The organism is Haloparvum alkalitolerans, from assembly GCF_055381565.1.
The window spans coordinates 194816-220387 of the sequence record NZ_AP043938.1; the positions used below are offsets into that span (position 1 = coordinate 194816).

Annotated in this window: 24 protein-coding genes; 12 read left to right on the top strand and 12 right to left on the bottom strand. The window is 70.0% G+C overall.

Going from position 1 to position 25572, the window contains the following annotated elements; genetic code table 11:
- Positions 1 to 4: 4 nt before the first annotated feature.
- Positions 5 to 622 (bottom strand): hypothetical protein, encoded by a 618-nt coding sequence (locus ACZ432_RS03390; RefSeq protein WP_426963646.1) that lies wholly within the window; start codon positions 620 to 622, stop codon positions 5 to 7.
- Between the two features lie 91 nt (positions 623 to 713).
- Positions 714 to 1160, bottom strand: a complete 447-nt coding sequence (locus ACZ432_RS03395) for a bis(5'-nucleosyl)-tetraphosphatase (protein WP_426963645.1) — start codon at positions 1158 to 1160, stop codon at positions 714 to 716.
- A 244-nt stretch (positions 1161 to 1404) separates the two neighbouring features.
- Between ACZ432_RS03395 and ACZ432_RS03400 the strand changes: the two genes are divergently transcribed.
- The 3 genes from ACZ432_RS03400 to fer all read left to right on the top strand — a co-directional run bounded on the left by ACZ432_RS03400 (position 1405) and on the right by fer (position 3866).
- Positions 1405 to 1737: an uS10/mL48 family ribosomal protein gene (locus ACZ432_RS03400; RefSeq protein ID WP_058366918.1), complete on the top strand. Its 333-nt coding sequence runs from the start codon at positions 1405 to 1407 to the stop codon at positions 1735 to 1737.
- A gap of 100 nt (positions 1738 to 1837) precedes the next feature.
- Positions 1838 to 3118, top strand: coding sequence for an amidohydrolase (locus tag ACZ432_RS03405; RefSeq protein ID WP_426963644.1), 1281 nt, complete (start codon positions 1838 to 1840; stop codon positions 3116 to 3118).
- Positions 3119 to 3221: 103 nt separating this feature from the next.
- Positions 3222 to 3866 (top strand): ferredoxin Fer, encoded by a 645-nt coding sequence (fer, locus tag ACZ432_RS03410; protein ID WP_426963643.1) that lies wholly within the window; start codon positions 3222 to 3224, stop codon positions 3864 to 3866.
- A gap of 421 nt (positions 3867 to 4287) precedes the next feature.
- On the opposite strand, the gene ACZ432_RS03415 is transcribed toward fer, so the two are convergent.
- Together ACZ432_RS03415 and ACZ432_RS03420 are read right to left on the bottom strand one after the other, a co-directional pair.
- A complete protein-coding gene (locus ACZ432_RS03415; RefSeq protein ID WP_426963641.1) occupies positions 4288 to 6564 on the bottom strand; it encodes a CDC48 family AAA ATPase in 2277 nt (758 codons plus the stop codon).
- Positions 6561 to 6806 (bottom strand): Hsp20/alpha crystallin family protein, encoded by a 246-nt coding sequence (locus tag ACZ432_RS03420; protein WP_426963640.1) that lies wholly within the window; start codon positions 6804 to 6806, stop codon positions 6561 to 6563. Before ACZ432_RS03420 ends, ACZ432_RS03415 begins: the two co-directional genes overlap by 4 nt.
- A gap of 209 nt (positions 6807 to 7015) precedes the next feature.
- Here ACZ432_RS03420 and ACZ432_RS03425 point away from each other — a divergent pair, with 209 nt between their 5' ends.
- Positions 7016 to 7786 carry an alpha/beta fold hydrolase gene (locus tag ACZ432_RS03425; protein WP_426963639.1) on the top strand — a complete coding sequence of 257 codons (771 nt, stop codon included), beginning with the start codon at positions 7016 to 7018 and terminating at the stop codon, positions 7784 to 7786.
- Between the two features lie 97 nt (positions 7787 to 7883).
- Here the strand turns inward: ACZ432_RS03425 and ACZ432_RS03430 are convergent, their stop codons facing one another.
- Positions 7884 to 8060, bottom strand: coding sequence for a 50S ribosomal protein L37e (locus tag ACZ432_RS03430; protein WP_080508449.1), 177 nt, complete (start codon positions 8058 to 8060; stop codon positions 7884 to 7886).
- The gene (locus tag ACZ432_RS03435) at positions 8057 to 8293 is read right to left on the bottom strand and encodes an LSM domain-containing protein (protein ID WP_058366912.1); all 237 of its coding nucleotides are present in this window, start codon (positions 8291 to 8293) and stop codon (positions 8057 to 8059) included. The genes ACZ432_RS03430 and ACZ432_RS03435 overlap by 4 nt, the downstream gene beginning before the upstream one ends.
- Before the next feature lie 753 nt (positions 8294 to 9046).
- On the opposite strand from ACZ432_RS03435, the gene ACZ432_RS03440 reads away from it, so the two are divergent.
- The 6 genes from ACZ432_RS03440 to ACZ432_RS03465 all read left to right on the top strand — a co-directional run bounded on the left by ACZ432_RS03440 (position 9047) and on the right by ACZ432_RS03465 (position 17238).
- The gene (locus ACZ432_RS03440) at positions 9047 to 10399 is read left to right on the top strand and encodes an RNase J family beta-CASP ribonuclease (protein WP_426963638.1); all 1353 of its coding nucleotides are present in this window, start codon (positions 9047 to 9049) and stop codon (positions 10397 to 10399) included.
- Positions 10396 to 11445, top strand: a complete 1050-nt coding sequence (gene idsA3, locus ACZ432_RS03445; RefSeq protein ID WP_426963637.1) for a geranylfarnesyl diphosphate synthase — start codon at positions 10396 to 10398, stop codon at positions 11443 to 11445. The genes ACZ432_RS03440 and idsA3 overlap by 4 nt, the downstream gene beginning before the upstream one ends.
- Before the next feature lie 7 nt (positions 11446 to 11452).
- Positions 11453 to 12379 carry a DMT family transporter gene (locus tag ACZ432_RS03450; RefSeq protein ID WP_426963636.1) on the top strand — a complete coding sequence of 309 codons (927 nt, stop codon included), beginning with the start codon at positions 11453 to 11455 and terminating at the stop codon, positions 12377 to 12379.
- 248 nt (positions 12380 to 12627) lie between these two features.
- Entirely contained in the window at positions 12628 to 13815 is a 1188-nt protein-coding gene (locus ACZ432_RS03455; protein WP_426963635.1) for an alpha-1 4-glucan-protein synthase, read from the top strand.
- A 38-nt stretch (positions 13816 to 13853) separates the two neighbouring features.
- A complete protein-coding gene (locus tag ACZ432_RS03460) occupies positions 13854 to 15017 on the top strand; it encodes an extracellular solute-binding protein (RefSeq protein ID WP_426963634.1) in 1164 nt (387 codons plus the stop codon).
- Between the two features lie 4 nt (positions 15018 to 15021).
- Positions 15022 to 17238 (top strand): ArnT family glycosyltransferase, encoded by a 2217-nt coding sequence (locus ACZ432_RS03465; RefSeq protein ID WP_426963633.1) that lies wholly within the window; start codon positions 15022 to 15024, stop codon positions 17236 to 17238.
- A gap of 169 nt (positions 17239 to 17407) precedes the next feature.
- Here the strand turns inward: ACZ432_RS03465 and ACZ432_RS03470 are convergent, their stop codons facing one another.
- From ACZ432_RS03470 to ACZ432_RS03480, 3 genes are all read right to left on the bottom strand, one after another.
- On the bottom strand, positions 17408 to 18055 hold the full coding sequence (locus ACZ432_RS03470; RefSeq protein ID WP_426963642.1) for a dolichyl-phosphate hexose transferase: 648 nt from the start codon (positions 18053 to 18055) through the stop codon (positions 17408 to 17410).
- Between the two features lie 256 nt (positions 18056 to 18311).
- Complete coding sequence (locus tag ACZ432_RS03475; RefSeq protein ID WP_426963631.1) at positions 18312 to 19946, bottom strand: GMC family oxidoreductase; 1635 nt, start codon at positions 19944 to 19946, stop codon at positions 18312 to 18314.
- Positions 19943 to 20539 carry a gluconate 2-dehydrogenase subunit 3 family protein gene (locus tag ACZ432_RS03480; RefSeq protein WP_426963629.1) on the bottom strand — a complete coding sequence of 199 codons (597 nt, stop codon included), beginning with the start codon at positions 20537 to 20539 and terminating at the stop codon, positions 19943 to 19945. Before ACZ432_RS03480 ends, ACZ432_RS03475 begins: the two co-directional genes overlap by 4 nt.
- 124 nt (positions 20540 to 20663) lie before the next feature.
- On the opposite strand from ACZ432_RS03480, the gene ACZ432_RS03485 reads away from it, so the two are divergent.
- Positions 20664 to 22244 (top strand): ABC transporter permease, encoded by a 1581-nt coding sequence (locus tag ACZ432_RS03485; protein WP_426963628.1) that lies wholly within the window; start codon positions 20664 to 20666, stop codon positions 22242 to 22244.
- 34 nt (positions 22245 to 22278) lie between these two features.
- On the opposite strand, the gene bcp is transcribed toward ACZ432_RS03485, so the two are convergent.
- The 3 genes from bcp to priS form a co-directional block, all read right to left on the bottom strand.
- The gene (gene bcp / locus ACZ432_RS03490; RefSeq protein WP_426963627.1) at positions 22279 to 22740 is read right to left on the bottom strand and encodes a thioredoxin-dependent thiol peroxidase; all 462 of its coding nucleotides are present in this window, start codon (positions 22738 to 22740) and stop codon (positions 22279 to 22281) included.
- Between the two features lie 73 nt (positions 22741 to 22813).
- Positions 22814 to 23824 carry a DNA replication complex subunit Gins51 gene (locus ACZ432_RS03495; protein WP_426963626.1) on the bottom strand — a complete coding sequence of 337 codons (1011 nt, stop codon included), beginning with the start codon at positions 23822 to 23824 and terminating at the stop codon, positions 22814 to 22816.
- Positions 23825 to 23843: 19 nt separating this feature from the next.
- Complete coding sequence (gene priS / locus ACZ432_RS03500; protein WP_426963625.1) at positions 23844 to 25007, bottom strand: DNA primase small subunit PriS; 1164 nt, start codon at positions 25005 to 25007, stop codon at positions 23844 to 23846.
- A 166-nt stretch (positions 25008 to 25173) separates the two neighbouring features.
- Here priS and ACZ432_RS03505 point away from each other — a divergent pair, with 166 nt between their 5' ends.
- Entirely contained in the window at positions 25174 to 25320 is a 147-nt protein-coding gene (locus ACZ432_RS03505; RefSeq protein ID WP_426963624.1) for a hypothetical protein, read from the top strand.
- The last annotated feature ends 252 nt before the right edge of the window (positions 25321 to 25572 follow it).

The window sequence follows — 25572 nt, forward strand, 5'->3', positions numbered from 1 at the left end:
TCGATCACAGCTCCACCCCCTCCTCCGTTTGGAGACGGCGACGGAGCACCCTGTCGCGCCGCCGGAAGTAGAGGTCGAAGAGGACGCCGGCGGCCAGTCCGGCGACCGTCACCCACGCGAACTCGACCATCAGCGTCTCGTTGTCGGCGAGGTAGCTCGTCCCGATCGTCCGGTCGAGGTTCCAGCGGACGATGGTCCACAGCGCCACCGAGGAGAGCGTCGTCACCACGACGAGCGCGACCGCGAACCAGTGGGTCACCCGCATTCGGGAGAACATGTCGAGTTCGACCACGATGAGCAGCGCCAGCGCCGCCAGCGACAGGTAGGTCGCGAACGTTCCCAACTCGACCGTCGGCGTGAGCGCGCCCCGGGTCGCGACCGGGATCGCGGCCAGAAGGAGGAGCTCCCACGGCAGCATCACCCACCGGTTGCGCCGCGCCAGCGGCGGCAGGACCATTACGGCGAGGACCGCAGCCGACAGCAGCGTCCACTGGTAATCGAGCGTGACGACCGACTCGCCCAGCGTCAACACCGTGAGGGCGACGATCATCCAGCCGATCGCGGCGTTCCGTCGCGTATCACGGAACAGCGAGGCCAGTACGTCGTCGCGACTCTCGGACATAGGGGTACCTCGGAGAGAGCGTATTTCAGCCTTGTCGTCGGGGGACGCCACCGACAGCCGACCGGCCCCCCTCGTGGAACGGCCCGGCCGGTCAGACGTAGCCGCCGTCCGACTCGGTCTTCTTCTCGTCGAGGAACTCGTGGGCGTCCTCGAGGATCTCGCGGGGGCCGTCCTGCGTGATCGTGTTGATCGCCTGTTCGTAGTCGCGCCACTGGAGGTCGCGGTGTTCCTTCGACAGCTCCGCGCTCGCCTCGAAGGAGTGAGCGACGAACAGGTGGACCGTCTTGTGGATGGTCTTGCCGTTCGCCTCGAACACGTAGTCGTACTCCTTGCGGAAGCCGTCGATGAGCCGGAAGTCCTCGATTCCGGCCTCCTCCTGCACCTCCCTGATCGCCGTTTGCTGGAGCTCCTCGTCCCCCTCGACCCCGCCTTTGGGGAACTCCCAGTCCCCCGGACGGCTCTTCAGGAGCAGGTACTCCCGTTCGCCGCGGGTGTCGCGGAAGAGGATGGCTCCAGCGCTCGTCGCTTCGACCGTCATTGGCGAAAGGTAAGCGACCCCATGTAAAGAGGGTGTCGGACCGCGGAACGAACTGCCACCTTCGGCCGCGATCCGTCGGGCGGCGAGGTAACTCGCGTCCCGTCGTTTGCGGGGGTTCGAGATCGGTCGTGTGTTCGACCCCGGGCGCGGCTTCGACGCCGAGCGCGTGGTGGACGCTCGCACGCGGGTCGGGGGTAGGTGCGCTTTTACCCCTCGGGAACGCACGTGTCGGTAACTCCCGCTCATGACCTTCGTAACCAAACTCGCGTTCCAGTCCGGGGACCGAGACGTGTTGGAGGAGACCGTCTCGGCGCTCCGCGACGAGATCGAACGCCGCGGCGCGGAGTGCAAGGGCCCGCACTCCTCGCCGCCCCAGGAGCTCCGCGTGCCGCTGTACAAACGGCTCGGCGCCGGCGACCAGTTCCCCTCGTGGGACTACTCGGTGTACGCCAGGTCGATGGAGATCCACGGCGCCGACGACATCGCCGCGGAGGTCGCCAGCCGCGACTTCCCCGACTCCATCCACGTCGAGATCGAGATCGACCGCAAGAAGCCGCTCGGGCACCGCCGCGACTGAGCCGGTCGCGGGCGACACCTCGAGGTGCGGGCGTCCCTCGGATCCGGGACGACTCTGCCGCTGTTCGTCCTTTTAAGTCCTCGCGTCGTCACCTCGGCGTATGAGCAAGACGGAGACCGACCGCTACAGCCAGTTCCGCCGCGACCTCCACCGCCACCCCGAGCCCGCGTGGTGCGAGTTCTACACCACCGCCCGCATCGTCGAGGAGCTCCGCGAGCGCGACCTCGACGCGCTCCACGTCGGCCGCGACGCGCTGGCCGGCGGGGAGCGGCTGAACGTCCCCGACGAGGCGACGCTCTCGGAGTGGTTCGAGCGCGCCCGCGACGCCGGCGCGGACCCGGACGTGCTCGACCAGCTCGAGGGGGGCTACACCGGCTGCGTCGCGGTCGTCGAGCGCGGCGCCGGGCCGACGGTCGGCCTCCGCGTCGACATCGACGGTCTCCCGATCACCGAGTCCGAGGACGGGGACCACGTCCCCGCCGCGGAGGGGTTCCGCTCGGAGAACGAGGGGCACATGCACGCCTGCGGGCACGACGCGCACGCGACGATGGGACTCGGCACCATCGACGCGGTGCTCGACTCCGACTTCTCGGGCACGCTGAAGGTGTTCTTCCAGCCCGGTGAGGAGCAGATCGTCGGCGGTAAGCCGATGGCGGAGTCGGGCCACCTCGACGACGTGGACTACCTCTACGCGGTCCACATCGGGCTCGACCACCCCTCCGGCGAGATCGTCTGCGGCGTCGACGGCTTCCTCGCGGTGCGGCACTTCCTCGCGGAGTTCACCGGCGAGCCGGCCCACGCCGGCGCCCAGCCGGAGGCCGGTCGCAACACGGTGCAGGCGATGGCGAGCGCGGTCCAGAACCTCTACGCCATCCCGCGCCACTCCGACGGCCCGACGCGGGTGAACGCGGGGATGGTCGGCGGCGGCACCGCGACGAACATCATCCCCGAGGAGTCGTTCGTCGAGGGCGAGGTCCGCGGAAAGACGACGGATCTGGCGGACTACATGTACGAGCACGCCGAGCGCGTCCTCGACAACGCCGCGGGGATGCACGACTGCGAGGTCGAGGTGGAGATGCTCGGACAGGCGCCGAGCGCGGAAAGCGACCAGGAGCTGGTCGACGTCGTGGGCGAGGTCGCGCCGGAGGCCGCGGACGTGACGAACCTCGTCGAGCGCGCCGACCTGGGCGGCAGCGAGGACGCGACGTTCCTGATGCAGCGCGTGCAACAGCAGGGCGGGCTCGCCTGCTACGTCGGCGTCGGCACCGACCACCCCGGCGGGCACCACACCTCCACGTTCGACGTGAACGAGGCGGACCTCGACCGCGGCATCGCGGTGCTGTCGGCGGCCATCGAGCGCGTGGCCGAGACGCGGCCCTGAGCGCGGTGGGAAGGGGTGTCGGCGGCGCCGCCGTCGCGTCGTCGGTCCCACGCAGCGGGACCCGGACGAAGGCTCTTACACGCGAGACCACTACGGGACGCTGATGGGGTCGCCCTACGACGTGCTGGGGATCGAGTCGGACGCCGACGACCGCGAGGTGGAGCGCGCCTACCGCGAGGCGGTCAAGGAGACCCACCCGGACCACGGCGGCTCGCTGCAGGAGTTCCAGCTCGTCAGGACGGCCTACGAGCGCATCACCGACGACGACTGGACGGAGAACGGCGAGGGAGCGTTCGACCCCGATGACGTATCGGTCCGCACGGAACCGCAGGCGCGGCGCGTGGACTTCCTGAACTACGAGGCGGTCGAGGACTACGGCTGGGACCTCGAGGACCCCGACCTGTTCGACCGCGCCGCCGAGGCGAATCTCCCGCCCTCGGACTTCGGTCGCGTGCTGGTCGAGCCCGACCAGTCGCTCCTTGAAGCGGCGATGGAGAAGGGCTACCGCTGGCCGTACTCATGTCGCGGCGGCGCGTGCGCGAACTGCGCGGTCGCGGTGATCAAGGGCGACATCTCGATGCCCGTCGACCACATCCTCACGGAGGACCTCGTCGACCGCGGCTTCCGGCTCTCCTGTCAGGGAACGCCCACCGTCGACGGCACGCAGGTCGTCTTCAACGTGAAGCACCTCCCCGACCTCGACGACCTGCGACTTCCGCCCGGACCGTTCGGCAACGGTTCAAGATAAGGGAGTCGCGGCGCCGCGAAATTCAGAAAAGGCCCGTAGCGGTCGCGGTGCTGTTTCTGTCGGGCGGTCGCGGTGCTGTTTCTGTCGGGCGGTCGCGGTGCTGTTTCTGTCGGGCGGTCGCGGTGCTGTTTCTGTCGGGCGGTCGCGGTGCTGTTTCTGTCGGGCGGTCGCGGTGCTGTTTCTGTCGGGCGGTCGCGGTGCTGTTTCTGTCGGGCGGTCGCGGTGCTGTTTCTGTCGGGCGGTCGCGGTGCTGTTTCTGTCGGGCGGTCGCGGTGCTGTTTCTGTCGAGATCGTTGTACTGCGGAGGCGCGAGGGAGCGAAGCGACCGAGCGCCGACCGCGGCGCGGTTTTTGGTGGAGCTTTTTCAAGGAGCGGTGAGCGCGGCGCCTGCGCCGCGCTCACCCGACGCCAGAAAAAGGTCCTATTGGAACGCCGGCCCGGCAGTGGCGTCCGGCTCCTCCTCGATGTCGGACTGCTGGAACCGCTTCTCGATCTCCTCGTACTGGTCGCGGACGTCCTCCGTGACGCTGGGGACGACCTCCTCGAGGGCGGCCTCGAAGTGGTCCATCGTGATGCGGACGTTGCCGACCGACTCGCCCACGTCCTCGGGCGAGACGGAGCCGATGAACTCGCGGGAGGCGGCCATCGCGGCCTCGCGGGCGAGCGCCTCGAGGTCGGCGCCGACGAAGTTCTCCGTGCGGCGGGCGATCTCGTCGAGGTCCACGTCGTCGGCCAGCGGCTTGTGCCGGGTGTGGACGTCGAGGATCTTCCGGCGCGCGTCCTCGTCGGGCACCGGCACGTGGACGTGGCGGTCCAGCCGGCCGGGGCGCAGCAGCGCGGAGTCGATCAGGTCCGGGCGGTTGGTCGTCGCGATGACGACCACGTCCTCGAGCGACTCCAGCCCGTCGAGCTCCGTCAGCAGCTGGGAGACGACGCGCTCGGAGACGCCCGAGTCGCTCTGGTTGCGACCGCGCTCGGTGGCGATGGAGTCGATCTCGTCGAAGAACACCACGGTCGGAGCGTTCTCGCGGGCCTTACTGAACACCTCGCGGACGCCCTTCTCGGACTCGCCCACGAACTTGTTCAGCAGCTCGGGCCCCTTGATCGAGATGAAGTTGGAGTCGGCCTCATTGGCCACGGCCTTCGCGAGCAGGGTCTTCCCCGTGCCCGGCGGGCCGTACATCAGGACGCCCTTCGCGGCGGCCATGTCCAACTGGTCGAACACCTCGGGGTACTCCAGCGGCCACTGGATGGTCTCGCGGAGTCGCTCCTTGGTGTCCTCGAGCCCGCCCACGTCGGCCCACGTCACGTCGGGCACCTCGACGAAGACCTCACGCAGCGCGGAGGGTTCGATGCCCTTCAGCGCCTCCTTGAAGTCGTTCTCGGTGACCTGGATGGACTCGAGCACCTCGGCCTCGATCTCGTCGCTCTCAAGGTCGAGGTTGGGGCGGATCCGCCGCAGCGCGTGCATCGCGGACTCCTTGGCCAGCGACTCGAGGTCGGCGCCGACGAAGCCGTGGGTGTTCTCGGCGTACTCGTCGAGGTCGATCCCGTCCGTCAGCGGCATGTTCCGCGTGTGGACCTGCAGGATCTCCTTGCGGCCGTCGCGGTCCGGGACGCCCACCTCGATCTCGCGGTCGAAGCGGCCGCCGCGCCGGAGCGCGGGGTCGATGGCGTCGACGCGGTTGGTCGCGCCGATGACGACGACCTGGCCGCGGGCCTCCAGCCCGTCCATCAGCGAGAGGAGCTGGGCCACGACGCGCCGCTCCACGTCGCCGCCGGCCTCCTCGCGCTTGGGCGCGATGGAGTCCAGCTCGTCCATGAAGATGACGGCGGGCGCCTCCTCGGAGGCCTCCTCGAACACGTCGCGGAGCTGCTCCTCGGACTCGCCGTAGTACTTCGACATGATCTCCGGCCCGGAGATCGTGTGGAAGCTGGCGTCGATCTCGTTGGCGACGGCCTTCGCGATCAGCGTCTTCCCGGTGCCCGGCGGGCCGTGGAGGAGGACGCCCTTCGGCGGCTCGATGCCGAGCCGCTTGAACAGCTCGGGGTGCCGCATCGGCAGCTCGATCATCTCGCGGACCTGCTCGAGCTCCTCGTCGAGGCCGCCGATGTCCTCGTAGGCCACGTCGGGCGAGCCGTCGCCGCCGGCGCCGGCGCCGCTACCGGCCTGCTCGACGATCTCCTCGGCGGGCTGTTCGGAGACGTGGATCTCGGTGCTGTCGGTGACGACGACCGTCCCCGACGGGCTGGTGTCGGCGATCTTCAGCGGGACCGCCTGCGACTGGCCGCCCATGAAGCCGAAGCCCAGCGGGAGCTGGACGTTCTGGCCGGGCGTGACGGGCTGGCCGCCGAGCTCGCGGCGGATCAGCGCCTCGATGTTCCCGCGGATGCCGAGCCGCTGGGGGAGCGCCACGGTGACGCTGTCGGCGGGCTTGACGTCGACCTTCTCGAGCTCGACGCGGTCGTCGATGCCGACGTTGGCCTCCTGGCGGAGACGACCGTCGATGCGGACCACGCCGGTGCCGTCGTCTTCGGGATACCCCGGCCAGACGCGGGCGATGGCGCTGCCCGACTGCCCCTCGATGCGGACGAAGTCGCCGCCCGAGAGGTCGAGTTCGTCTGCGGCGACGCGGTCGATCGCGGCGAGGCGTCGGCCGGCGTCCTTCTGCTTCAGCGGCTTGACCGTGAGCTTCATTTCTCCACCTCGATGGTGAGGACGCCGTTGGTCACCGCGACCGTCGTGGCCGGTCCGGGCAGGTCGAGTTCCGCCTCCGACTCGCCGTCGCCGTGGTCGATCACGACGATCGCGGTGTCGCCGACGGTGTCGACGCTGACCGCGTCGTCGTCGACGCCCACGTCCGCGGCGACGACGTGCCGGTCGTCGTACTCGTAGCGACGGAGGAGGCTTTCACCCTCCTGAGATTGTGTGAGTCTCATGTTGGTGCTAACTCCAAGTTAGCCGAGAGAGTATATAAACCTGTCGCCAATGAATCGCCGGACGTGAACGTGTAGGGGTTTGAGCGGTAGGGTAGCGATTCGGGCACGCATTCGCGGACGGCCCTCGCCTCGACGCCGGCGTCGCGGGGGTGGTTCGCCGGCCGTGATCCGGTGCGGGATTTTTGAGGGTGCCGCGCGGAGTGTGACGCATGGAGCGGGTCACCCATCACGGCCGCGAGACGGCCTACCGAGTCTCGGACCGCGACGCGGACGGGCCGGGCGTCCTCTGCGTGCACGGGAGCGGCGGGAACCACGGCGTCTGGAAGGCACAGGCGCGGTTGGCCGACGAACATCCGATAGTGGCGCTCGACCTGTCCGGGCACGGGGAAAGCGGGGACGTGGACGCGCGACCGGGCCCGGAGACGCTCGCGGCGTACGCGGACGACGTGGTCGCGGTCGCCGAGGAGACGGGAGCGTCGGTGGTCTGCGGGAACTCGCTGGGCGGCGCGGTCGCGCTGTGGGTCGCGCTGGAGCGCGACCTCTCGCTCGACGGACTGGTGCTCGCGGGCACGGGCGCGAAACTCGCCGTGTTACAGGACCTGCTCGACTGGCTCGCCGAGGACTTCGACCGCGCGGTCGCGTTCCTCCACGGCGAGGACCGGCTGTTCCACGACGCGCCCGAGGAGTACGTCGAGCTCTCCGAGGCGGCGATGCGCGAGTGCGGCCGCGCGACCGCCGAGCGGGACTTCCGCACCTGCCACCGGTTCGACGTGCGCGACCGGCTCGGGGAGATCGGTGTGCCGGCGCTCGCGGTCGTCGGCGAGTACGACGGGCTCACGCCGCCGCGGTACCACGACTACCTCGCCGACGAGATGCCGCGCTGCGAGCGCGCGCTGATCGAGGACGCGGCCCACCTCGTGATGCTGGAGCAGCCGGCCGCGTTCAACGCGGCGCTCTCGGAGTTCTTGTCGCGGGTCTGAGAGCCTGTCGCGGGTCTGAGAGCCGGCGGTTCCGGACGGGAGTTCTCAAAAGCGCCGTCGCTCGGGAGCGGAGAGAACGGGTCAGCGGAGAATCGCGTCAGTTGTCGCCGGACTTCGACTGCCAGCTGTAGGAGCGACGCTTCGCCGACTTGCCGAACCCGCAAGAGGAGCAGCGCTCCTTCTTGAGGTGGTAGGATGCTTCGCCACAGCGGCGGCACTTCACGTGGACCGTCTTGTTCTTCTTCCCCTGAGAGGGCGTTCCGGCTCCGGTCATGCTTTGATGGTGACGACGTTATCGCCGCGTATAATCGTTGTGTCTTCGACCGCGACGGCGAACTCCTCGTCGACGTCGAAGCGTTCCTCGGCCGCCTCCTCCGGCTCGATGACCACGTTCATGTGCTGGTCGTAGCCGGCGAGGATTCCGTAGTACGTCGTGCCGTCCTTGAGGTGAACCGTCACCGCGTCGTCGAGCGACGCTTCGAGCACGTCGAGGGGTCGACCACTCATGATGTACACCGCGATTCGTCGTACTATTAAAAATGTCGGGACCGGCGGCGTCAGGTCGCGGTTGAGGAGGACGTAGGGAAGACGAGGACCGAAAACGAGCGTCGCGGTCCGAAGAGGGGGCGGTCGTGAAGCGGTGCAGTAGCGGATGTGGTGCGGTCCGGGTGCGGATGTGGTGCGGTGCGGTCCGGGTGCGGATGTGGTGCGGTCGGCGCGCGAGAAACGCGCGAGGGAGGTCGCGGGCCCGGCGCGATGCGGTGTCTCCGGCGTCGCCGTGAGCGCGGTGCGGAGCGAACGGCGGCTCGGAAATCTCCGATTTCCGGCGCGCCACTGCACGCCGGAGGCCAGCGAGACGCGGTTTGTCCCGCGCTGCGTTGCGGGTCCGCGCCGGGCCCGCGGCCGAGGCTGGGGAGGCGTGAGGCTGCGGTACGGTCGCGGTGCGAGGCGGGGATGAAAGGGGCAGCGGGCTGGGGTGTTCTGAGCGTTGCTGTCCCGATCAGCAGGATCCGCGACAGACACAGAAATGGAGTTCACTGCGTCTCCCGGCGATCCGTGTGAAACCGCCGACCCATACAGTTTTTACCGAGCGGGCGTGTAGCCCGAATCACCACATCCCGCGGGACACGGTGAGCCGAGTCGGCTCGACCGTAGCGGGGCCTCGCCGACGCGCTGTCACACGCCGGGGTCGTCGGCCCCAACCGACCCGCGTTTCAGTGACCGGTATCGCCGCACCGCGGCGGTCCACACAGGACAACTATGGAAATCGAGATCGCGACAATCGGCGGTTACGAGGAAGTCGGTCGACAGATGACGGCCGTCCGTGCGGGCGAGGACATCGTCATCTTCGACATGGGCCTGAACCTGAGCAAGGTCCTGATCCACGACGACGTGGAGACCGAGAGCATGCACAGTCTCGACCTGATCGACATGGGCGCCATCCCGGACGACCGGGTGATGTCCGAACTCGAGGGCGACGTCCGGGCCATCGTGCCGACGCACGGGCACCTCGACCACATCGCGGCGATCCCGAAGCTCGCCCACCGCTACGACGCGCCCATCGTCGCGACCCCGTTCACGATCGAGCTGGTCAAACAGCAGATCCAGGGCGAGAGCAAGTTCGACGTGGGCAACGAGCTGGTGAAGATGGAGGCCGGTGAGACGATGCCGATCGGCGACTCCGGCGCGCTGGACCTGGAGTTCGTCAACGTCGCCCACTCCATCATCGACGCCATCAACCCGGTTCTCCACACGCCCGAGGGCGCGGTCGTCTACGGGCTCGACAAGCGCCTGGACCACGACCCGGTGCTGGGCGACCCGATCGACATGGACCGGTTCGCGGAGATCGGCCGCGAGGGCGAGGGCGTCCTCTGCTACATCGAGGACTGTACCAACGCCGGCCAGAAGGGGCGAACGCCCTCCGAGTCGGTCGCGCGCGACCACCTCCACGACGTGATGACGAGCGTCGCCGACTACGACGGCGGCATCGTCGCGACGACGTTCTCCTCGCACGTCGCCCGCGTGAAGTCGCTCGTCGAGTTCGCCCGCGAGATGGGCCGCGAGCCGGTGCTGCTCGGGCGGTCGATGGAGCAGTACGCCGGCACCGCCGAGCGCCTCGACTTCGTGAACTTCCCGGGAGACCTGGGCATGTACGGCCACCGGAAGTCCGTCGACCGCACGTTCAAGCGGATCATGGAGGAGGGCAAAGACCAGTACCTCCCCATCGTGACGGGCCATCAGGGAGAGCCGCGCGCGATGCTCACCCGGATGGCTCGCGGGGAGACCCCCTACGAGTTCGACGACGGCGACAAGGTGATCTTCAGCGCCAGCGTCATTCCCGAGCCGACGAACGAGGGGCAACGCTACCAGGCCGAGACGCTGCTGCGCATGCAGGGCGCCCGCATCTTCGACGACATCCACGTCTCCGGCCACCTCAGCGAGGAGGGCCACTACGAGATGCTGCGGACGCTGCAGCCGCAACACGTCATCCCGGCCCACCAGAACATGAAGGGCTTCTCCCCGTACGTGGACCTGGCCGACTCGCAGGGGTACGAGCTGGGCCGTGACCTCCACGTCACGCGAAACGGCAACACCATCCAGCTGGTCGAATGACGAACCAAGCGACCGAAGAACGGGTGCTCGACGCGATCGGCCAGCGCCGGGAGCTGGTCAACGACGCGATCGACGACGAGCTGCCGATGGCCGAGCCGGAGCGCCTCTACGAGGCGTCCCGCTACATCCTCGAGGCGGGCGGCAAGCGGCTCCGCCCCACGGTGACGCTGATCGCGGCCGAGGCGGTCACGGACGTGCCGCCCCTCTCGACGCCGTACCGGGAGTTCCCGGCGCTGGGCGAGGCAGACGCGTTCGACCTGATGCGCGCCGCGGTCTCCATCGAGGTGATCCAGTCGTTCACCCTGATCCACGACGACATCATGGACGAGGACGACCTCCGGCGCGGCGTGCCGGCGGTCCACGAGCAGTACGACGTGTCGACGGCGATCCTCGCCGGCGACACGCTCTACTCGAAGGCGTTCGAGATCATGACGGAGACGGGCGCCGACCCCGCGGCGGGGCTGGAGGCGATGCGAACGCTCGCGTCGACCTGCACGAAGATCTGCGAGGGACAGGCGCTCGACGTCGCCTTCGAGGAGCGCGACGACATCCTGCCCGACGAGTACCTCGAGATGGTCGAACTGAAGACCGCGGTGCTGTACGGCGCCGCGGCCGCGACCGCCGGGATCCTGACTGGCGCCGGCGAGGAGGTCGTCGACGCACTCTACCGCTACGGGATCGACTCCGGCTGCGCGTTCCAGATCCAGGACGACGTGTTGGACCTCACGGTCCCCTCCGAACAGCTCGGCAAACAGCGCGGCTCCGACCTCGTCGAGGACAAGGAGACGCTGATCACCCTCCACGCGCGCCAACAGGGCGTCGACGTCGACGACCTCGTGGACGCGGAGACGCCCGCGGAAGTCACCGAGGCGGAGGTCGACGAGGCGGTCGCGGCGCTGGAGGAGGTCGGCTCCATCGACTACGCCCGCGAGACGGCCGAGGACCTCACCGCGCGCTCGAAGGACCACCTCTCGGTGTTGCCGGACAACGAGGCGCGGAGCCTGCTGGAAGACATCGCGGACTACCTCATCAGCCGAGGCTACTGACTCCGCCGTGTCACGCTATCGCGACGCCGTCCTGTTCCTGGCGGTGGCGCTTCTGTGGGGCGGGTCGTTCGTCGCCATCGAGGTCGGGCTGGCGTTCTACCCGCCCGTCCTGTTCGCCGCCTACCGCTTCGACCTGGCGGCGCTGGCGCTCGTGAGCTACGTGCTCGTCACGCAGGACGCCCCGCTTCCGCGGACGCGCGCCGACTTCGTGGCGATCGGGTTCAGCGGCGGGCTCTCGGTGGCGGCCAACAACTCGCTGCTGTTCGTGGGCCAGCAGTACACCACGAGCGGCATCGCCGCCGTCGTGTACAGCCTGGTCCCCATCGCCACCGCGGCGGCGGCCGCGACCTGGCTCGGCGACTCCGGGCTCGACGCCCGCGGCTACGTCGGCGTCGTACTGGCGTTCGTCGGCGTCGCGCTGGTCGCCCAGCCCGACCCGGCGAACCTCACGGGCGGAGTGACGGTCGGCGTCGGGCTCATCCTGATCGGCGTGGTGGCGGTCTCGATCGGCGCGGTGGGGATCCGAACCGTCTCCCCGTCGATCCCGAGCGTCGCGCTGACCGCGTGGGCGATGCTGCTCGGCGGCCTGCTGATCCACGGGTTCAGCCTCGGACTCGGCGAGCGACAGATGGCGCCGGTCGCGGAGCCCCTGCCGCTGCTCGCGCTGGCGTTCCTGGGACTGCTCTCGTCGGCGGTCGCGTACAGCTTCTACTTCGCACTGCTGGAGCGGGTCGGCGCGTTCCAGGTCAACCTCGTCTCCTACGTCGTCCCCGTGGTCGCGACGGTCGCCGGCGCGGTGCTTCTGGACGAGCCGGTGACCGTCTACACGGCGACCGGCTTCGTCGTCATCGTCGCCGGCTTCGGTCTGCTGAAGCGGGCGGCGATCCGCCGGGAGATACCCCGGGTCAAGGCGGCGGTCGCGGGCTGGTTCTGACGGCGGTCGTGGGCTGGTTCTGACGGCGGTCGTGGGCTGGTTCTGACGGCGGTCGTGGGCTGGTTCTGACGGCGGTCGTGGGCTGGTTCTGACGGCGGTCGTGGGCTGGTTCTGACGGCGGTCGTGGGCTGGTTCTGACGGCGGTCGTGGGCTGGTTCTGACGGCGACCGCCGCCCGACCGCTCCCGTTCGGTCGGCGAGCCGAATCGGTACCCTTTAGGCCAGCCTAAACACACGACCGGACAAGCGATGAGCGAGGACATCTGCGTTATCGTCCCGACGATCCGAGAGTACGAGTGCATGCGGGCGTACTTCGAGAACGCTCGCGACCACGGGTTCGACCTCTCGCGGCTCCACGTCGTCCTCGTCACCGAGGACTTCTGTGAGACCGACGAGATGCGCGCGATGCTCGACGAGGAGGGCGTCTCCGGCGAGGTCTTCGACGGCTCGCGCCGCGAGGAGTGGTACGAGGCGCACGGCGTCGCGGAGTACGGCCACGTCGTCCCCGCGGCCAGCCACGCCGAGACGAGCTTCGGCCTGCTGTACATGTGGGCGCACGACCGGTTCGACTACGGCTTCTTCATCGACGACGACACCCTCCCGCACCCGGAGGACGACTTCTTCGGCACCCACATGGAGAACCTCGCGTTCGAGGGGGAGGTCAAGTCCGTCTCCTCGGACAAGCAGTGGGTGAACGTGCTCCACGAGAACGCCGACGAGCACGGCCTCTACCCCCGCGGCTACCCCTACTCCGCGATGGACGAGGCGGTCGAGACCGACACCGAGGACGTGACCGACGTGGTCGCCTCGCAGGGGCTCTGGACCAACGTCCCGGACCTCGACGCGGTCCGCATCCTGATGGACGGCGACCTGCAGGGACAGGCCCAGACGCGGACGAGCCGGGACGACTTCGAGGACGACTTCGTCGCCGCGCCCGACAACTACCTCACCGTCTGCTCGATGAACCTCGCGTTCGAGCGCGAGGTGATCCCGGCCTTCTACCAGCTCCCGATGGACGACAACGAGTGGGACGTGGGGCGGTTCGACGACATCTGGAGCGGCGTCTTCCTGAAGCGCGCCGCGGATCTCCTCGGCAAGCAGGTGTACAACGGCGCGCCGCTCTGTGAACACAACAAGGCGCCCCGCTCGACGTTCGACGACCTCCACAACGAGGTCGCGGGCCTCGAACTCAACGAGCACCTCTGGGAGCTCGTCGACGACGTGGAGCCGGCGGGACTGCCGGACGACCCCGCGGCCGCGACGCCGGACGACTACGCGACCGTCTTCGCGGCGATGGCCGACCGCCTTGTCGAGGGCGAGTTCGACGAGTACCGCAACGGCGCGTTCTTCAACCACGTCGGCGAGCACATGCACGACTGGCTCGACTGCCTCGACGCGCTCGCGGACGTCGAGGCGACCGAGTCGGCGGCGGCCTGATCCGACGGCTATAAGTTGTTTTAGGCAAACCTAAACCCATGACCGAAGACGACCGACGGACGCGGCTCGGCGACGCACCGGTTGACCGACGAGCGTTCCTCGGCGGCACGGCGGCCGCGGGGCTCGCGGGACTGGCGGGCTGTACCGGCGACGGCGATGGTGACGGCGGTACCGAGGGTCCCGGAACCGAAGGGGGGAGCGGGACCGACGACCTCGAATCGCTCGGCTACGGTCGCGAACGCGGCGAACTCGGCGGGACGCCGATGTCCGAGATGCCGGATCTGGAGGGGGAGCTGACGGTCTACTCCGGCCGCGGCGAGTTCCTCGTCGGCCAGCTGGTGAGCTACATCGAGTCGCTGTACGACGACTTCTCGCTGGAGATACGCTACGGCGGCGCCACGGACCTCGTCAACCAGATCGTCAACGAGGGCGAGGGGACGCCCGCGGACGTGTTCTACTCGGTGAACGCGGGGGCTCTCGGCGCGCTCGCGGACGAGGGACGGACGGCCGCGCTCTCCGACGACCTGCTCGGGCTCGTGCGCGAGGAGTTCCACACGGATCAGTGGATCGGCACGTCGGGCCGCGCGCGCTCGGTGCCGTACAACACCAACGCGCTGTCGGAGGGTGACCTTCCCGACAGCGTCATGGAGTTCCCGGATCTCGACGCCCAGCTCGGCTGGGCCCCCTCCTACGGGTCCTGTCAGGCGTTCGTGACCGCGATGCGGATCATCGAGGGCGAGGAGGCCACCCGCGAGTGGCTCAACGCGATTCAGGAGGCGGGGATCGAGTCGTATCCCGACGAGTTCGTCGTATCGCAGGCCGTCGCTGACGGCGAGATCGACGCCGGGTTCACGAACCACTACTACATCCAGCGCGTCATCGAGGGACGCGAGGACCCGCCGATCGCCACGACGTTCACCGAGGGCGACGCCGGCGCGGTGTTCAACGTCGCCGGCGCGGCGGTCGTCGACCAGGCGAGCGACCCGACGCTCGCGGAGAACTTCATCCGCCACCTGCTGTCGACGGAGGCGCAGGACTACTTCGCGGTCCGCACCTTCGAGTACCCCCTCGTGGAGGGCGTCCCGCCGGTCGGCGACCTCCCGAGCATCGACGAGCTCGACGTGCCGAACATCGACCTCGCGCAGCTGTCCGACCTCCAGGCGACGGTCGACCTGATGCGCGACGCCGGCATCGACATCTGAGGCCGTGGTCGACCGCACGACGCTCGCGCGCACGGCGACGTGCGCCCGGACGCGGCTTCGCGAGGACCCCGCGACTCGCGTCCGGGTCGCGGCCGCCCTCGTCGTGCTCGCGGCGGGCGTCGTGACCTTTCTGACCGCGACGGGACTGTTCCCGTATCACTCCAGCAACCACGACGAGGCGGTGTACCTCCAACAGGCGGGGCTGTTGCTCGACGGACAGCTCCAGCTGTTCGCGGGCGAGATCGCGGGCGCAGTCCATCCCTGGTTCTTCGTGCAGGACGGCGGTCGGCTCTACCCGAAGTACTCGCCGGTGCCGTCCGCGATGTACGCGGTCTCGATAGCGCTGTTCGACGAGCCGCGCGTCACGCTCGCCGCGGTGAGTGCCGGCAACGCCGCCTGCATCTACGCGCTGGCGTCGGCCGGGTTCGACCGGCGCGTGGGCGTCGTCGCCGCCGCCGTCTTCGCCGCCGCGCCGATGGCGCTGTTGACGGGGTCCGTGTTCCTCCCCTACGCCCCCACCACGTTTCTGAACCTGCTGTTCGCGGTCGCGTACGTCCGCGCAACGCGTCGCGAGAGCCGCGTCTACGCGACGTTCGCGGGCGTCGCCGTCGGGCTGGCCTTCTTCGCTCGCCCGTTCACCGCGGTGCTGTTCGCGGCGCCGTTCATCGCACACGCGCTGTGGACGGTGGCGTCGGCGGCGCGAACTGCGGGTGCGTGGCCGCCCGGCGAGGCGGTCGTTCGCCAGCTCCACACCGCGGCGCTCGGGCTGCTGTTCGTCGGCGTCACGCTGGCGTACAACGCTCACCTGACCGGCGACCCGCTCACGTTCCCGTATCAGGCGTTCGCGCCGCTGGACGGGCCCGGGTTCGGCTACCGCGAGATCCTCGGACACTCCGAGACGTATACGCCCGCGCTCGCGCTGGAGACGAACGCCTACGGGCTCTGGTACCTGATCTCCCGGTGGTTCACGGCGGGGCTCCTCGGAACCGCCGCCGCGGTCGCCGGGCTCGCGGTCGCGGTTCGTCGCTGGAGCGCCGGGGCCGTTCCCGCTCGCGAGCGCCTGCCCGGCGTTCTCGTCGCCGGCCTGCTGGCGACCGTGCCGGTCGGCAACCTGTTCTTCTGGGGGACGCACAACCTGCTCGCGGACGCCACCGACCCGACGGACGGCATCGTCGCGCAGTTCGGGCCCTTCTACCACTTCGACCTGCTCGTCCCGCTGTCGATCTTCGCGGCGGTCGGCGCGGTCACCGGATGGCGGCGCGCCCGCGGGCTGCTGGCCGAGTACGGCGGCCCCGAGCGCGCGACCGCGGTCCGCGCGCTCCTCGTCGCGCTCGCGCTCTCGGGGGTGCTCGTCGCGGGCGCCGCGAACGCGGCGGTGCTGGACGGACCGGTCGAGCGCAACGCCGCCTACACCGAGAAGCACGACCGGGCGTACGAACCGGTCGAGGCGACCGATTTCGAGGACTCCCTCGTGCTCCTTCCGACGCCGTACGGCGACTGGCTCAACCACCCCTTCCAGTACCTCCGGAACGACGGGACGCTCGACGGCGACGCGGTGTACGCGCTCGACCGCGACCCGGAGAGCGACTTCGCCGTCCTCGACGCGTTCCCGAACAGAACGAGCTACCGCTACGCCTACCAGGGGCAGTGGACCGGCGACCCGAACCAGCACGTCACGCCGAAGCTGGAGCGGCTGGACGTGCGGAGCGGGGAGCGGCTCGACGCCGAGACGACGGTCGGCGTCCCCGCGGGCGTCGAGCGCGCGACCGTCCGCCTAGAGAACGAGGCGGGCGACTACGTGAGCGCGCCGGTCGACGCCGGCCGGGTCGAGCCGGGCGGAAACCTGACCGTCGCGTGGTCGGTCGACGAGGCGACGGTGCGCCTGACCGGTCCGACGGCGGGGCCCGGGGCGGGGACCACCGCGGGCGGCGACGGGAACGCGACGGACGCCGCGGTCCCGGTCGCGGAGACGGACGAGCTGCTGGTCCTCGTCCGGCTGACGGGGTTCGACGGATCGACGCTCACCTACCGACAGGAGGTGACGGTCAGAACGGACGGCGACCGCGTAGAGGTCGTCTGGCCCCCGGAGCGGTCCGTCTGCCCGCTGGTCGACGCCTGTGACAACCGCGGGACGTACCTCCCGGACCACCCCGAGGAACACCCCTCGGGCGTCTCGTTCGAGACGAACGTCTCCGCGACCGCGGGCGACTCCGAGAGGTAGCCGGCGGAGCGGTCGGAGCGGTCGCTAACAGCAGGACGGAAGATCCATCTCTGACAGCAGGACAGAAAACCCTCCTTCCGACGGTGGGACGGAAACCGAAGCAAAAGTCGCCGATCGCGGCCGCGGGGTCGAAGACCCCACCTCTTCGCGAGACTGCGTCCCGAGACGACTACCGGAACCGCTCCTGCAGACAGACCTTCACGATGGACTTCGCGATGGCGGCACCGCCCTCGATGGGGTCGAGCTTCGTCTCGCCGGCGCGCTCGCCGTAGGGGATCGGCTCCTCGCGGATCTCGTAGCCGCGCATCAGCGGCCGGATCAGGAGCTCGGCGGAGAGACCGGTGTTCTCGGTCCACTCGATGTCGTGGAGCAGTTCGCGGCGGTACGCGCGCATCCCCGTGGTGGTGTCGTGGACGCGCTCGGTCATCAGGACGCTCGCGATGGCCGCGAACGCCTTGTTGCCGAAGCGGTTGAACCCGGGCATCGTCTCCGCGCCGTGGTAGAGGCGGTCGCCGCTGACCACGTCGTAGCCCTCGTTGATCAACTCGAGGAACTCGGGGAGCTTCTCCATCGGGTAGGTATCGTCGCAGTCGGTCGTGACGACGACCGGCCGGTCCGGCGTCAGGACGGCCTCGCGGACCGCGACGCCGTACCCCTGCGGCTCCTGCTCGACGACGGTCGCGCCGTGTTCGCGGGCGATCTCCGGCGTCCGGTCCGAGGAACCGTCCACGCAGACGACCTCCGCGCGGCCGTCCGTGACGCGCTCGATGTCCTCCAGCACCGTCCCGATGGCGGCCTCCTCGTTGTAGGTGCCCATCACGACCGCGAGGTCGTCGAAGGTGTACGCGTCCGCGGCGTCCTCCGCGGTCGCGACGTTCTCGCCGGTCGCCTCGTCCGCGGCCGGTTCCGCGTCGTCGGCCGCGTGCTGGGTCGTCGACTCGTCATAACCGGAATCGGGTCGCTCGGCGGGGTCCGCGCCCGCGTGTACCTGACTCATTACCTGCTCGTTGCGACCGGGGGGACTTATGTTTTTAGGTTTGCCTAAAACAACGGTCGGCCGCGATTCCTCGCCCTCAAAGCGCCGCGTCGACCGCGTCCGCGGCCCGCAGCGCGAGCGCCGCGATGGTGAGCGTCGGGTTCATCGCGCCGGCGGTGGGGAAGACGCTGCTGGAGGCGATCCAGCAGTTGCCGAGGTCGTGCGTGCGGAGGTCAGGATCGACCACGCTCTCGGTCGGGTCGGTTCCCATTCGGGTCGTGCCCATGTGGTGGTACGCGGGGCCGGTGTTGTCGGGACCGACGCTCCACTCGATCTCCGCGCCGAGCTCCTCGAGCACCGACCGCTGGACCTCGTTAGCGCGTTCGAGCGTCCGGAGCGCGCGGTCGCCGACGTTCCAGTGGACGTCCGGCACCGGATTGCCGCGGTCGTCGGTCCTGTCGGGGTCGAGCGCGACGTAGCTGTCCTCGCGCGGAAGCTGCTCGACCAGCCCCCCCATCGCGATGTGGGTGCCGTACCCGTCTCGCAGCCGGTCCAGCAGGTCGTCGCCCCAGTCCCCGCCGGAGAGCGCCATCTCCACCGGCGAGGGACCGGCGTAGTTGAAGAACTCCAGCTTGAACGGCCCGACCTCCGCGTCGGCCTCGTCGTAGAACTGGTGGCTCTCGCTGGTCAGGAAGCCGACGTGGTTCTGTCGCGTCGGCTCGTCGAGCGTTCCGCCCATCCCCGCGAACAGGTGGTCCATGAAGAACTTCCCGACCGCGCCGCTGGAGTTGGCCAGTCCGCCGGGATACGTCTCGGACTCCGAGAGCAGGAGGAGCCGCGGGATTTCGACCCCGCCGGCAGCGAGCACGAACGCGTCGGCGTCCTGTCTGTGGCGGTCGCCGTCCGGCGTGGCGTATTCGGCCGCCGTGACCCGGTCGGCGTCGTGGTGGAGGTACTCCACGGGCGCGCGGTCGATGACCGTCGCTCCCTTCTCCTCGGCCCGCTCGATGTGGACCGTCGCGTCGTACTTCGCCCCGGAAGGACAGACCGGCTGGCAGGTGCCGTACCCGACACACTGGCTCCGGCCGTCGTAGGACTCGGAGTTGCGCGCGTTCGGCACCGAGTGCATGTCGATGCCCAGTTCCTCGCAGGCCTCCGCGAACAGCGAATCGCTGTAGGAGGGCTCGAAGGCGGGCATGGGGTGCGGCTCCTCGCGCGGCGGCGCGTAGGGGTTGTCGGAGGCCCCTGCGACGCCCAGTTCGGCCTCGGCCTCGGCGTAGTAGGGACGGAGGTCCGCGTAGTCGATGGGCCAGTCGACCCCGACGCCGCGCTCGGTCGCCGATGCGAAGTCGTCCTCGTGGAGCCGCATCACCATCCCCTGCCAGTGGAGCGTCGAGCCGCCGACGCCCTTCACGCGGGCGTGGTTCAGCGGGTAGAACCACTCGCCGGAGGCCGAGTGGGCGTCGCGCTCGGGGTCGCCGTCCCACACGTCCGGTCGGTCGTAGGCAGGCCTGATCGCCATCTCCTGTCTGCGGCGCCGCGTGGAGGGGTCGAACCGCGGCCCGGCGTCGAGTACCACGACCTCGTGGCCCCGCCCCGCCAGTCGGTCGGCGACCAGCGCCCCCGCGGGCCCCGCGCCGACGACGCAGATGTCCGCGTTCTCGACCGGCGTGCGGTCGGGGGTCGGATCGCCCTGCGCGCCGCCGTCCGTGCCGCCGTCCGCGCCGCTCATCGCGCCGGCCCCCGCTGGTAGCTGTCCGTCCCGCCGGGGTGGCCCTGCGGGTTCTCGATGCCGACGAGCTCGCCGCCGGTCGGCGAGGCGTACAGCGCCAGCAGCAGCTCGTTGACGACGTAGTAGCGGACGCGCTCGGCGTCGGTGCCGTCCGGGGCCGCCTCGGCCGTGTCGGCGCCGACCTCCCGGAGCAGGCGGTCGCGGTCGTCGGGGGAGAGCTCCGCGACGGGAGCGTCGTACCACGAGACCGCGAGGTCGTTCAGCGTCGCGACCGTCTCGCGGACGCCGGCATCGTGTTCCCGCTCGAACGCGGTCGCATCGGCAGCGCGTTCGGGGTCGAGGAGCCTGCCCGACAGGAACGACTCCACGAACGCCGCGATGCCCTCGACCTCGCTCGGATAGACGACCTCGGCGACGGCGACGAGGGCGTCCCGGACCGCGACGTCGGACGCGAGCGCGTCGCCCGACGACCCCCCGCCCCCCGACCCGTCGCGCGTCGATCCGCGACGCCACTCGCGGACGCCCGCGGCCGCCGCACCGCCCACCCCGAGCGCCGCGAGCGCGGCCGCGGCGTCCCGTCTCGTCAGCTCCATGGGCCGTCTTAGGTGAACCTAAACTTATGTGGATCGGTGTGGAACGACCGCTCGTGCGGAGAACGAGGCCGGCTGCGTGGGCGAATGGCGTCACTCAAGTGTCCGCTCGCCGAACGGGGAGTCGATGAGCCGGTCCCGATCGCTTCGGTCGGTTGGACTCACGTTGCTGGCGGGAGCCATCGCGGCCGCGATGGTGTTCCCGCTGACGTGGCTGTTCGTCGAGGCCGCGAAGGTGAATCCGGACCGCGCGCGCGAACTCCTGTTCCAGTCGGGCGGGCTGGAGGTGCTGTTCAACAGCCTCCTGCTGATGGCGGGCGTGACTGCGTTCTCGGTGCTGATCGGCGTGCCGCTGGCGTTCCTGACGGTGCGTACCGACCTGCCGTTCCGCCGGTTCTGGACGGTGCTGGTCGCGCTGCCGCTCGTCGTGCCGAGCTACGTCGGTGCCTTCTCGTTCGTCTCCGCGTTCGGTCCCCGGGGGGAGTTCCACGAGATCCTGTCCCCGCTCGGAGTCGAGCGTCTGCCGGAGATCTACGGGCTCCCGGGGGCGGTGCTCGTGATCACGCTGTACACGTATCCGTACGTCTTCCTCACGACACGGGCGTCGCTGCTCTCGCTCGACACCTCGCTCGTCGAGGCGGCCCGCACGCTGAACCACGGCCAGTTGGGCGCGTTCCGCCGCGTCACCCTGCCGCACATCAGGCCCGCGGTGCTGGCCGGCGCGCTGCTGGCGGCGCTGTACGCCGTCTCCGACTTCGGGACGCCGTCGATCATGCGGCTGGCGGTGTTCACGCGACAGATCTACGTCGAGTACAACTCCTTCGGCGCGGACTACGCCGCCCTGCTCTCCTTAGAACTGCTCGCGGTCGTGCTGGTGGTGCTCGCGTTGGAGCGCCGGATCCGCCCCGACGAGACCGTCCAGGGCGACGGCTCCGCGTCGACCGACCGGGGGACGGTGAGCCTCGGGCGGTTCCGGTGGCCGGCGACGCTGTTGCCCGCGAGCGTGGCGGGGCTCGCGCTCGTGGTCCCGGTCTGGATCCTGCTGCTGTGGGTCGTCCGGTCGGGCGGTCGTTCGCGCCCCTCGCTGGCGTTCGAGTGGAGCTTCGCGCTCAACTCCGTCACCGTCTCGTTCGCGGCGGCCATCGTCGCCGCGGCGCTCGCGCTCCCGGTCGCGTACGTCGCCGCGAGACATCGAACCCGGCTCACGGACCTCTTCGAGCGGGTCACGTACCTCGGGTTCGCCGTCCCGGGCGTCGTGCTCGCGCTCGCGCTGGTCTACTTCGGCGCCGGCTACGCGCCGTGGCTCTACCAGACGGTCCCGCTCCTGGTGTTCGCGTACGTCGTCCGGTTCATGCCGCAGGCGCTCGGCTCGATCCGCACCGCGACGCTCGGCGTCGACCCGACGCTCGTGGAGGCGGCCCGCACGCTCGGCGAGTCGCCCGGCGGCGCCTTCCGTCGCGTCACGCTGCGACTGATAGCGCCCGGCGTGACGGCGGGGGCCGCGCTCGTGTTCCTGACGACGATGAAGGAACTGCCCGCGACGCTGATACTCCGCCCCACGGGTTTCGAGACCATCGTCACCCAGATCTGGCGGGCGCAAGCGGCGGCCTACTTCCAGTACGCCGCGGTGCCGTCGCTGATCCTGCTGCTGGTCTCGGGGCTCTCGATGGTGGTGCTGCTCTCACAGGAGCGCGAAGAGGGACTGTAGCGGGGAAGCCCCGACCGGTCGCGAGTCGCGGCGCTCAGAGTTCTCGCACGTCCGAGAGGATCTCCTCGGCGTGTTCCTCGGGATCGACCCCCTCGTAGGCGAGGACCACGTCGCCGTCCGGGCCGACGACGTACGTGTTCCGGAACACGCCGTCGAAGGTGTTTCCGAACATGTTCTTCTCGCCGTAGGAGTCGTAGGCTGCGGCCACCTCACCGTCCTCGTCGGACAGCAGCGGGAACGGGAGGTCGTACTCCGCGGCGAACGCGTCGAGGTCGTCCACGGGGTCGTCGCTGACCCCCACGACTGAGACGCCCGCGTCCGCGAACGCGTCCCAGTTGTCGCGGAAACTGCAGGCCTCGGTCGTACAGCCGGGGGTGTCCGCGCGGGGGTAGAAGTAGACGACCACGTACTCCCCGTCGAAGTCGTCGAGCGAGACCGTCTCGCCGCGCTGGTCGGGGAGCGAGAACTCGGGTGCGTCGGTGCCGACGTCGAGCATGGTCGAACGCGCGGGCGCGACCGGGAAAGCCGTTCCGCTCGCGGCCGCCGTGGTCACCGCGAAAGGCGCCCCCTCAGTCGATCCGCTCGGCGGCGTCGCGCTGGATCAGCGGTTCCGCGTTCGCGGCGGGGAGCGTCACCACGTCCTCGGCGGCGAGGTCGTACTCCCGCTCGTCGACGCCGAGTATCTCTCCCACGTCGGCGGTGATCCGTACTGTCGTCCGGTCGTCGATCTCGCCGATAGAGGGCGTCTCAGGCGGTTCGGCCTCCTCGGGAGCGGCCGCCGCGTCGGTGGTGGCCGCCTCCTCTCTCCCGCCGTCGTCGGACTCGGACGCACCGGGCGCGCCCGGCGGCGCGGGGTCGGGGGCCACGGGCGTGCGGCCGTCGCCGTCCGCGTCGGCGTCGGCGGACCCGGCGCCCGCGCTCGGCCGCTCGGCCGGGCTCGTTCCCGCGGTCGGCTCGCTCGGCTCGTCCGAGGCGGACGGGCCGTCGCCGCCAGCGCCCATCGCGTCCGCGAGGACGCCGCCCTCGTCCGCGGCGCCGCCGTCAGCATCGGCGGAGCGCTCGGTCGCGGGGTCCGCGGGCGGAACCGGGTCGTCGTCGGCCGACGGCGTCGGCGCGTCCTCGGTGACGCCCTCCGTGCGCGGCGCGGCGTCGGGGTCGGGAGCCGCGTCGACCGCGTCGGCCGAGGGCGCCGTCTCGCCCGACAGCACGTCGAGGACGCTCCGTTTGTTCTCCTCGATGCGGCCGACGAGGTCCTCGAACAGCTCGCGCTCCTGGTTGGTCATCCCCTCGCGCTCGACGGGCATGTCCGCGGCCGCGAAGGAGGCGAGCTTGACGACCTTGCCGACGCGTCGCTCGTAGAGCGCCTCCGCGACCTCCTCGGCGGTCTCGACCTCGTCGGACATCCGGCGCACGTCGTCGTCCGAGAAGGGGTTCTCGACGGACTCCGCGCGGCGGTCGCGGGCCGCGCGCAGGTCCGCGACGTAGGAGGCGACCTCGTCGTAGAAGTCGTCCCGCAGGTGCTGGAGGCTGTCCTTCCGCCGTTCCTTCGCCTGTACGGAGCGGAGTTCGTCGAGGTTCATGCGGGGGGCTGTGGTGTGGTCACGATTCGGGTATCTTGCGCGCGTCGCCGCGGGCCATCAGAAACAGGCCCGCGTACTCCGGGAGCGTGTTTCGTCCCGGCTGCACCATGAATGTATCGCCGCCGAGGACGACCTCGCGCTCCGCGTCGCACTCGACGGCGATCTCGCGGCCCTCGAACCGCTCCGGCACCGCGTCGACGAGGGGATCGAAGTCGGCCAGATCCCCCCGGTCGATCCGCGTGACGCGAAGGGCGCTCCCGCCGTGGAGGGTTCCCGGGAGTCGGATGAGCCGCCGCGTGTCGGTCGTCACCGGCTCGTCGATGGGGGCCGTCTCGGTGGCGGTCACCCGCGCGGTCAGCGCCTCCGCGAGCCGGCGGACGCCCGGCCCGCCCGCCTCGAGGTTCCCCTGCTCCAGCGCCTCGGGGTTCTGCCGGAACGCGCCGAGGATGGTCGTCGCGCGCCCCTCGCCGATGCCGTCGAGCTCCTGGAGCTTCTCCATCGCGGCGTCGTCGTCCATCCCGCGAAGCTCCTCGGCGTAGTCGACGAGCGCCTCGTGGACGCGCTTGCCCCATCCGCCCTCGCTGCGGAGGACGCGACGGGTGGTCCCGTCGGCCGACACCGTGTGTACGAGGTTCTCGGTGTCGAGGTCGATCGCCCGGACGTAGTCGACGATTTCGCGGCGCGCATCGCTGTCCAGGTCCAGCACTTCCGGGTCGCGGACGTGGACGTGGTACCCCCGCCCGCCCGAGAAGACGATCTCCAGGTCCTCGAACGCGAAGTCGTCCTCCAGGAACTCCAGCAGGCGTCCGAGCGCGTCCTTACACGCCGCGAGCATCTCGGCGTAGGTCGTCTCCGCGGGGTCGACGCCGGGCAGGTGGTCGGCGTCGAGGTCGAAGACGAGGTCCGCCGAGCGCCAGCCCTTCCCGCCCATCGTCGAGGCGCCGGGGTCGTCGTAGCGGGCCGCCGAGAAGTAGGCGTGTCTGGGCGCGGTCTCGGCGAAGAAGGCGCCCAGGTCGCCCAGATCCAGCATCGACTGGTGGCGCACCATCGTCGTCCCCGTGCCGGTGGTCCACGGGATGTGGCCCCACTCCCGCTCGTGGGCGTCCGGGGGCGGCGAGGGCGAGACGCTCCGGTAGTAGTCGCGGAACCGGCCCCGGAGGTACTCGCGCGTGCGGTCGTCCATCGCTCGCCCTCGCTTGACGCGGTCGGGTGAAAGGCGTTGCCGTTCGCGGCCGCCGTCCTCCGAGTGACGACCGTGGACGGCGGTCCGTCACGCCCCGCACACGGCGGTTCGGCGCGTCCCGCGACCGACCACAGCGGCTAACGGCACGGGGCTCGAACCGGCGACCATGCGCGACGAGGCGGAGATCCGCGAGCAGTACGAGTTCCTGGCCGAACAGCTCGACGACGAGGAGATGCGTCACGATGGGGTCCGAGAGATGTTTACCTACTACAAGCGAGCCCTCGGGTGGGTGTTGGAGGAGGAACACATCTAGCGCGGTCGGCCACTACGGTCGCGTCCATGCGAGCGGGACGCACGCCCGACAGGTTTATTCCTTCGCCTCCGGTACGTGCTGGTGACGCTTCGTCTTGGAGGGCCGAAGCGTCAGCGGGGACCAATTCGAGGGCCGCGAACCCACGCTCTTTTCACCGTGGGTTCGCGGCCTTTTCGACGTTACTGACCTCGAGCAGCCGCTCCGTTGACCAACTGACTCCGGGCGGTCGCTGCATCGACCCACTGACTCCGA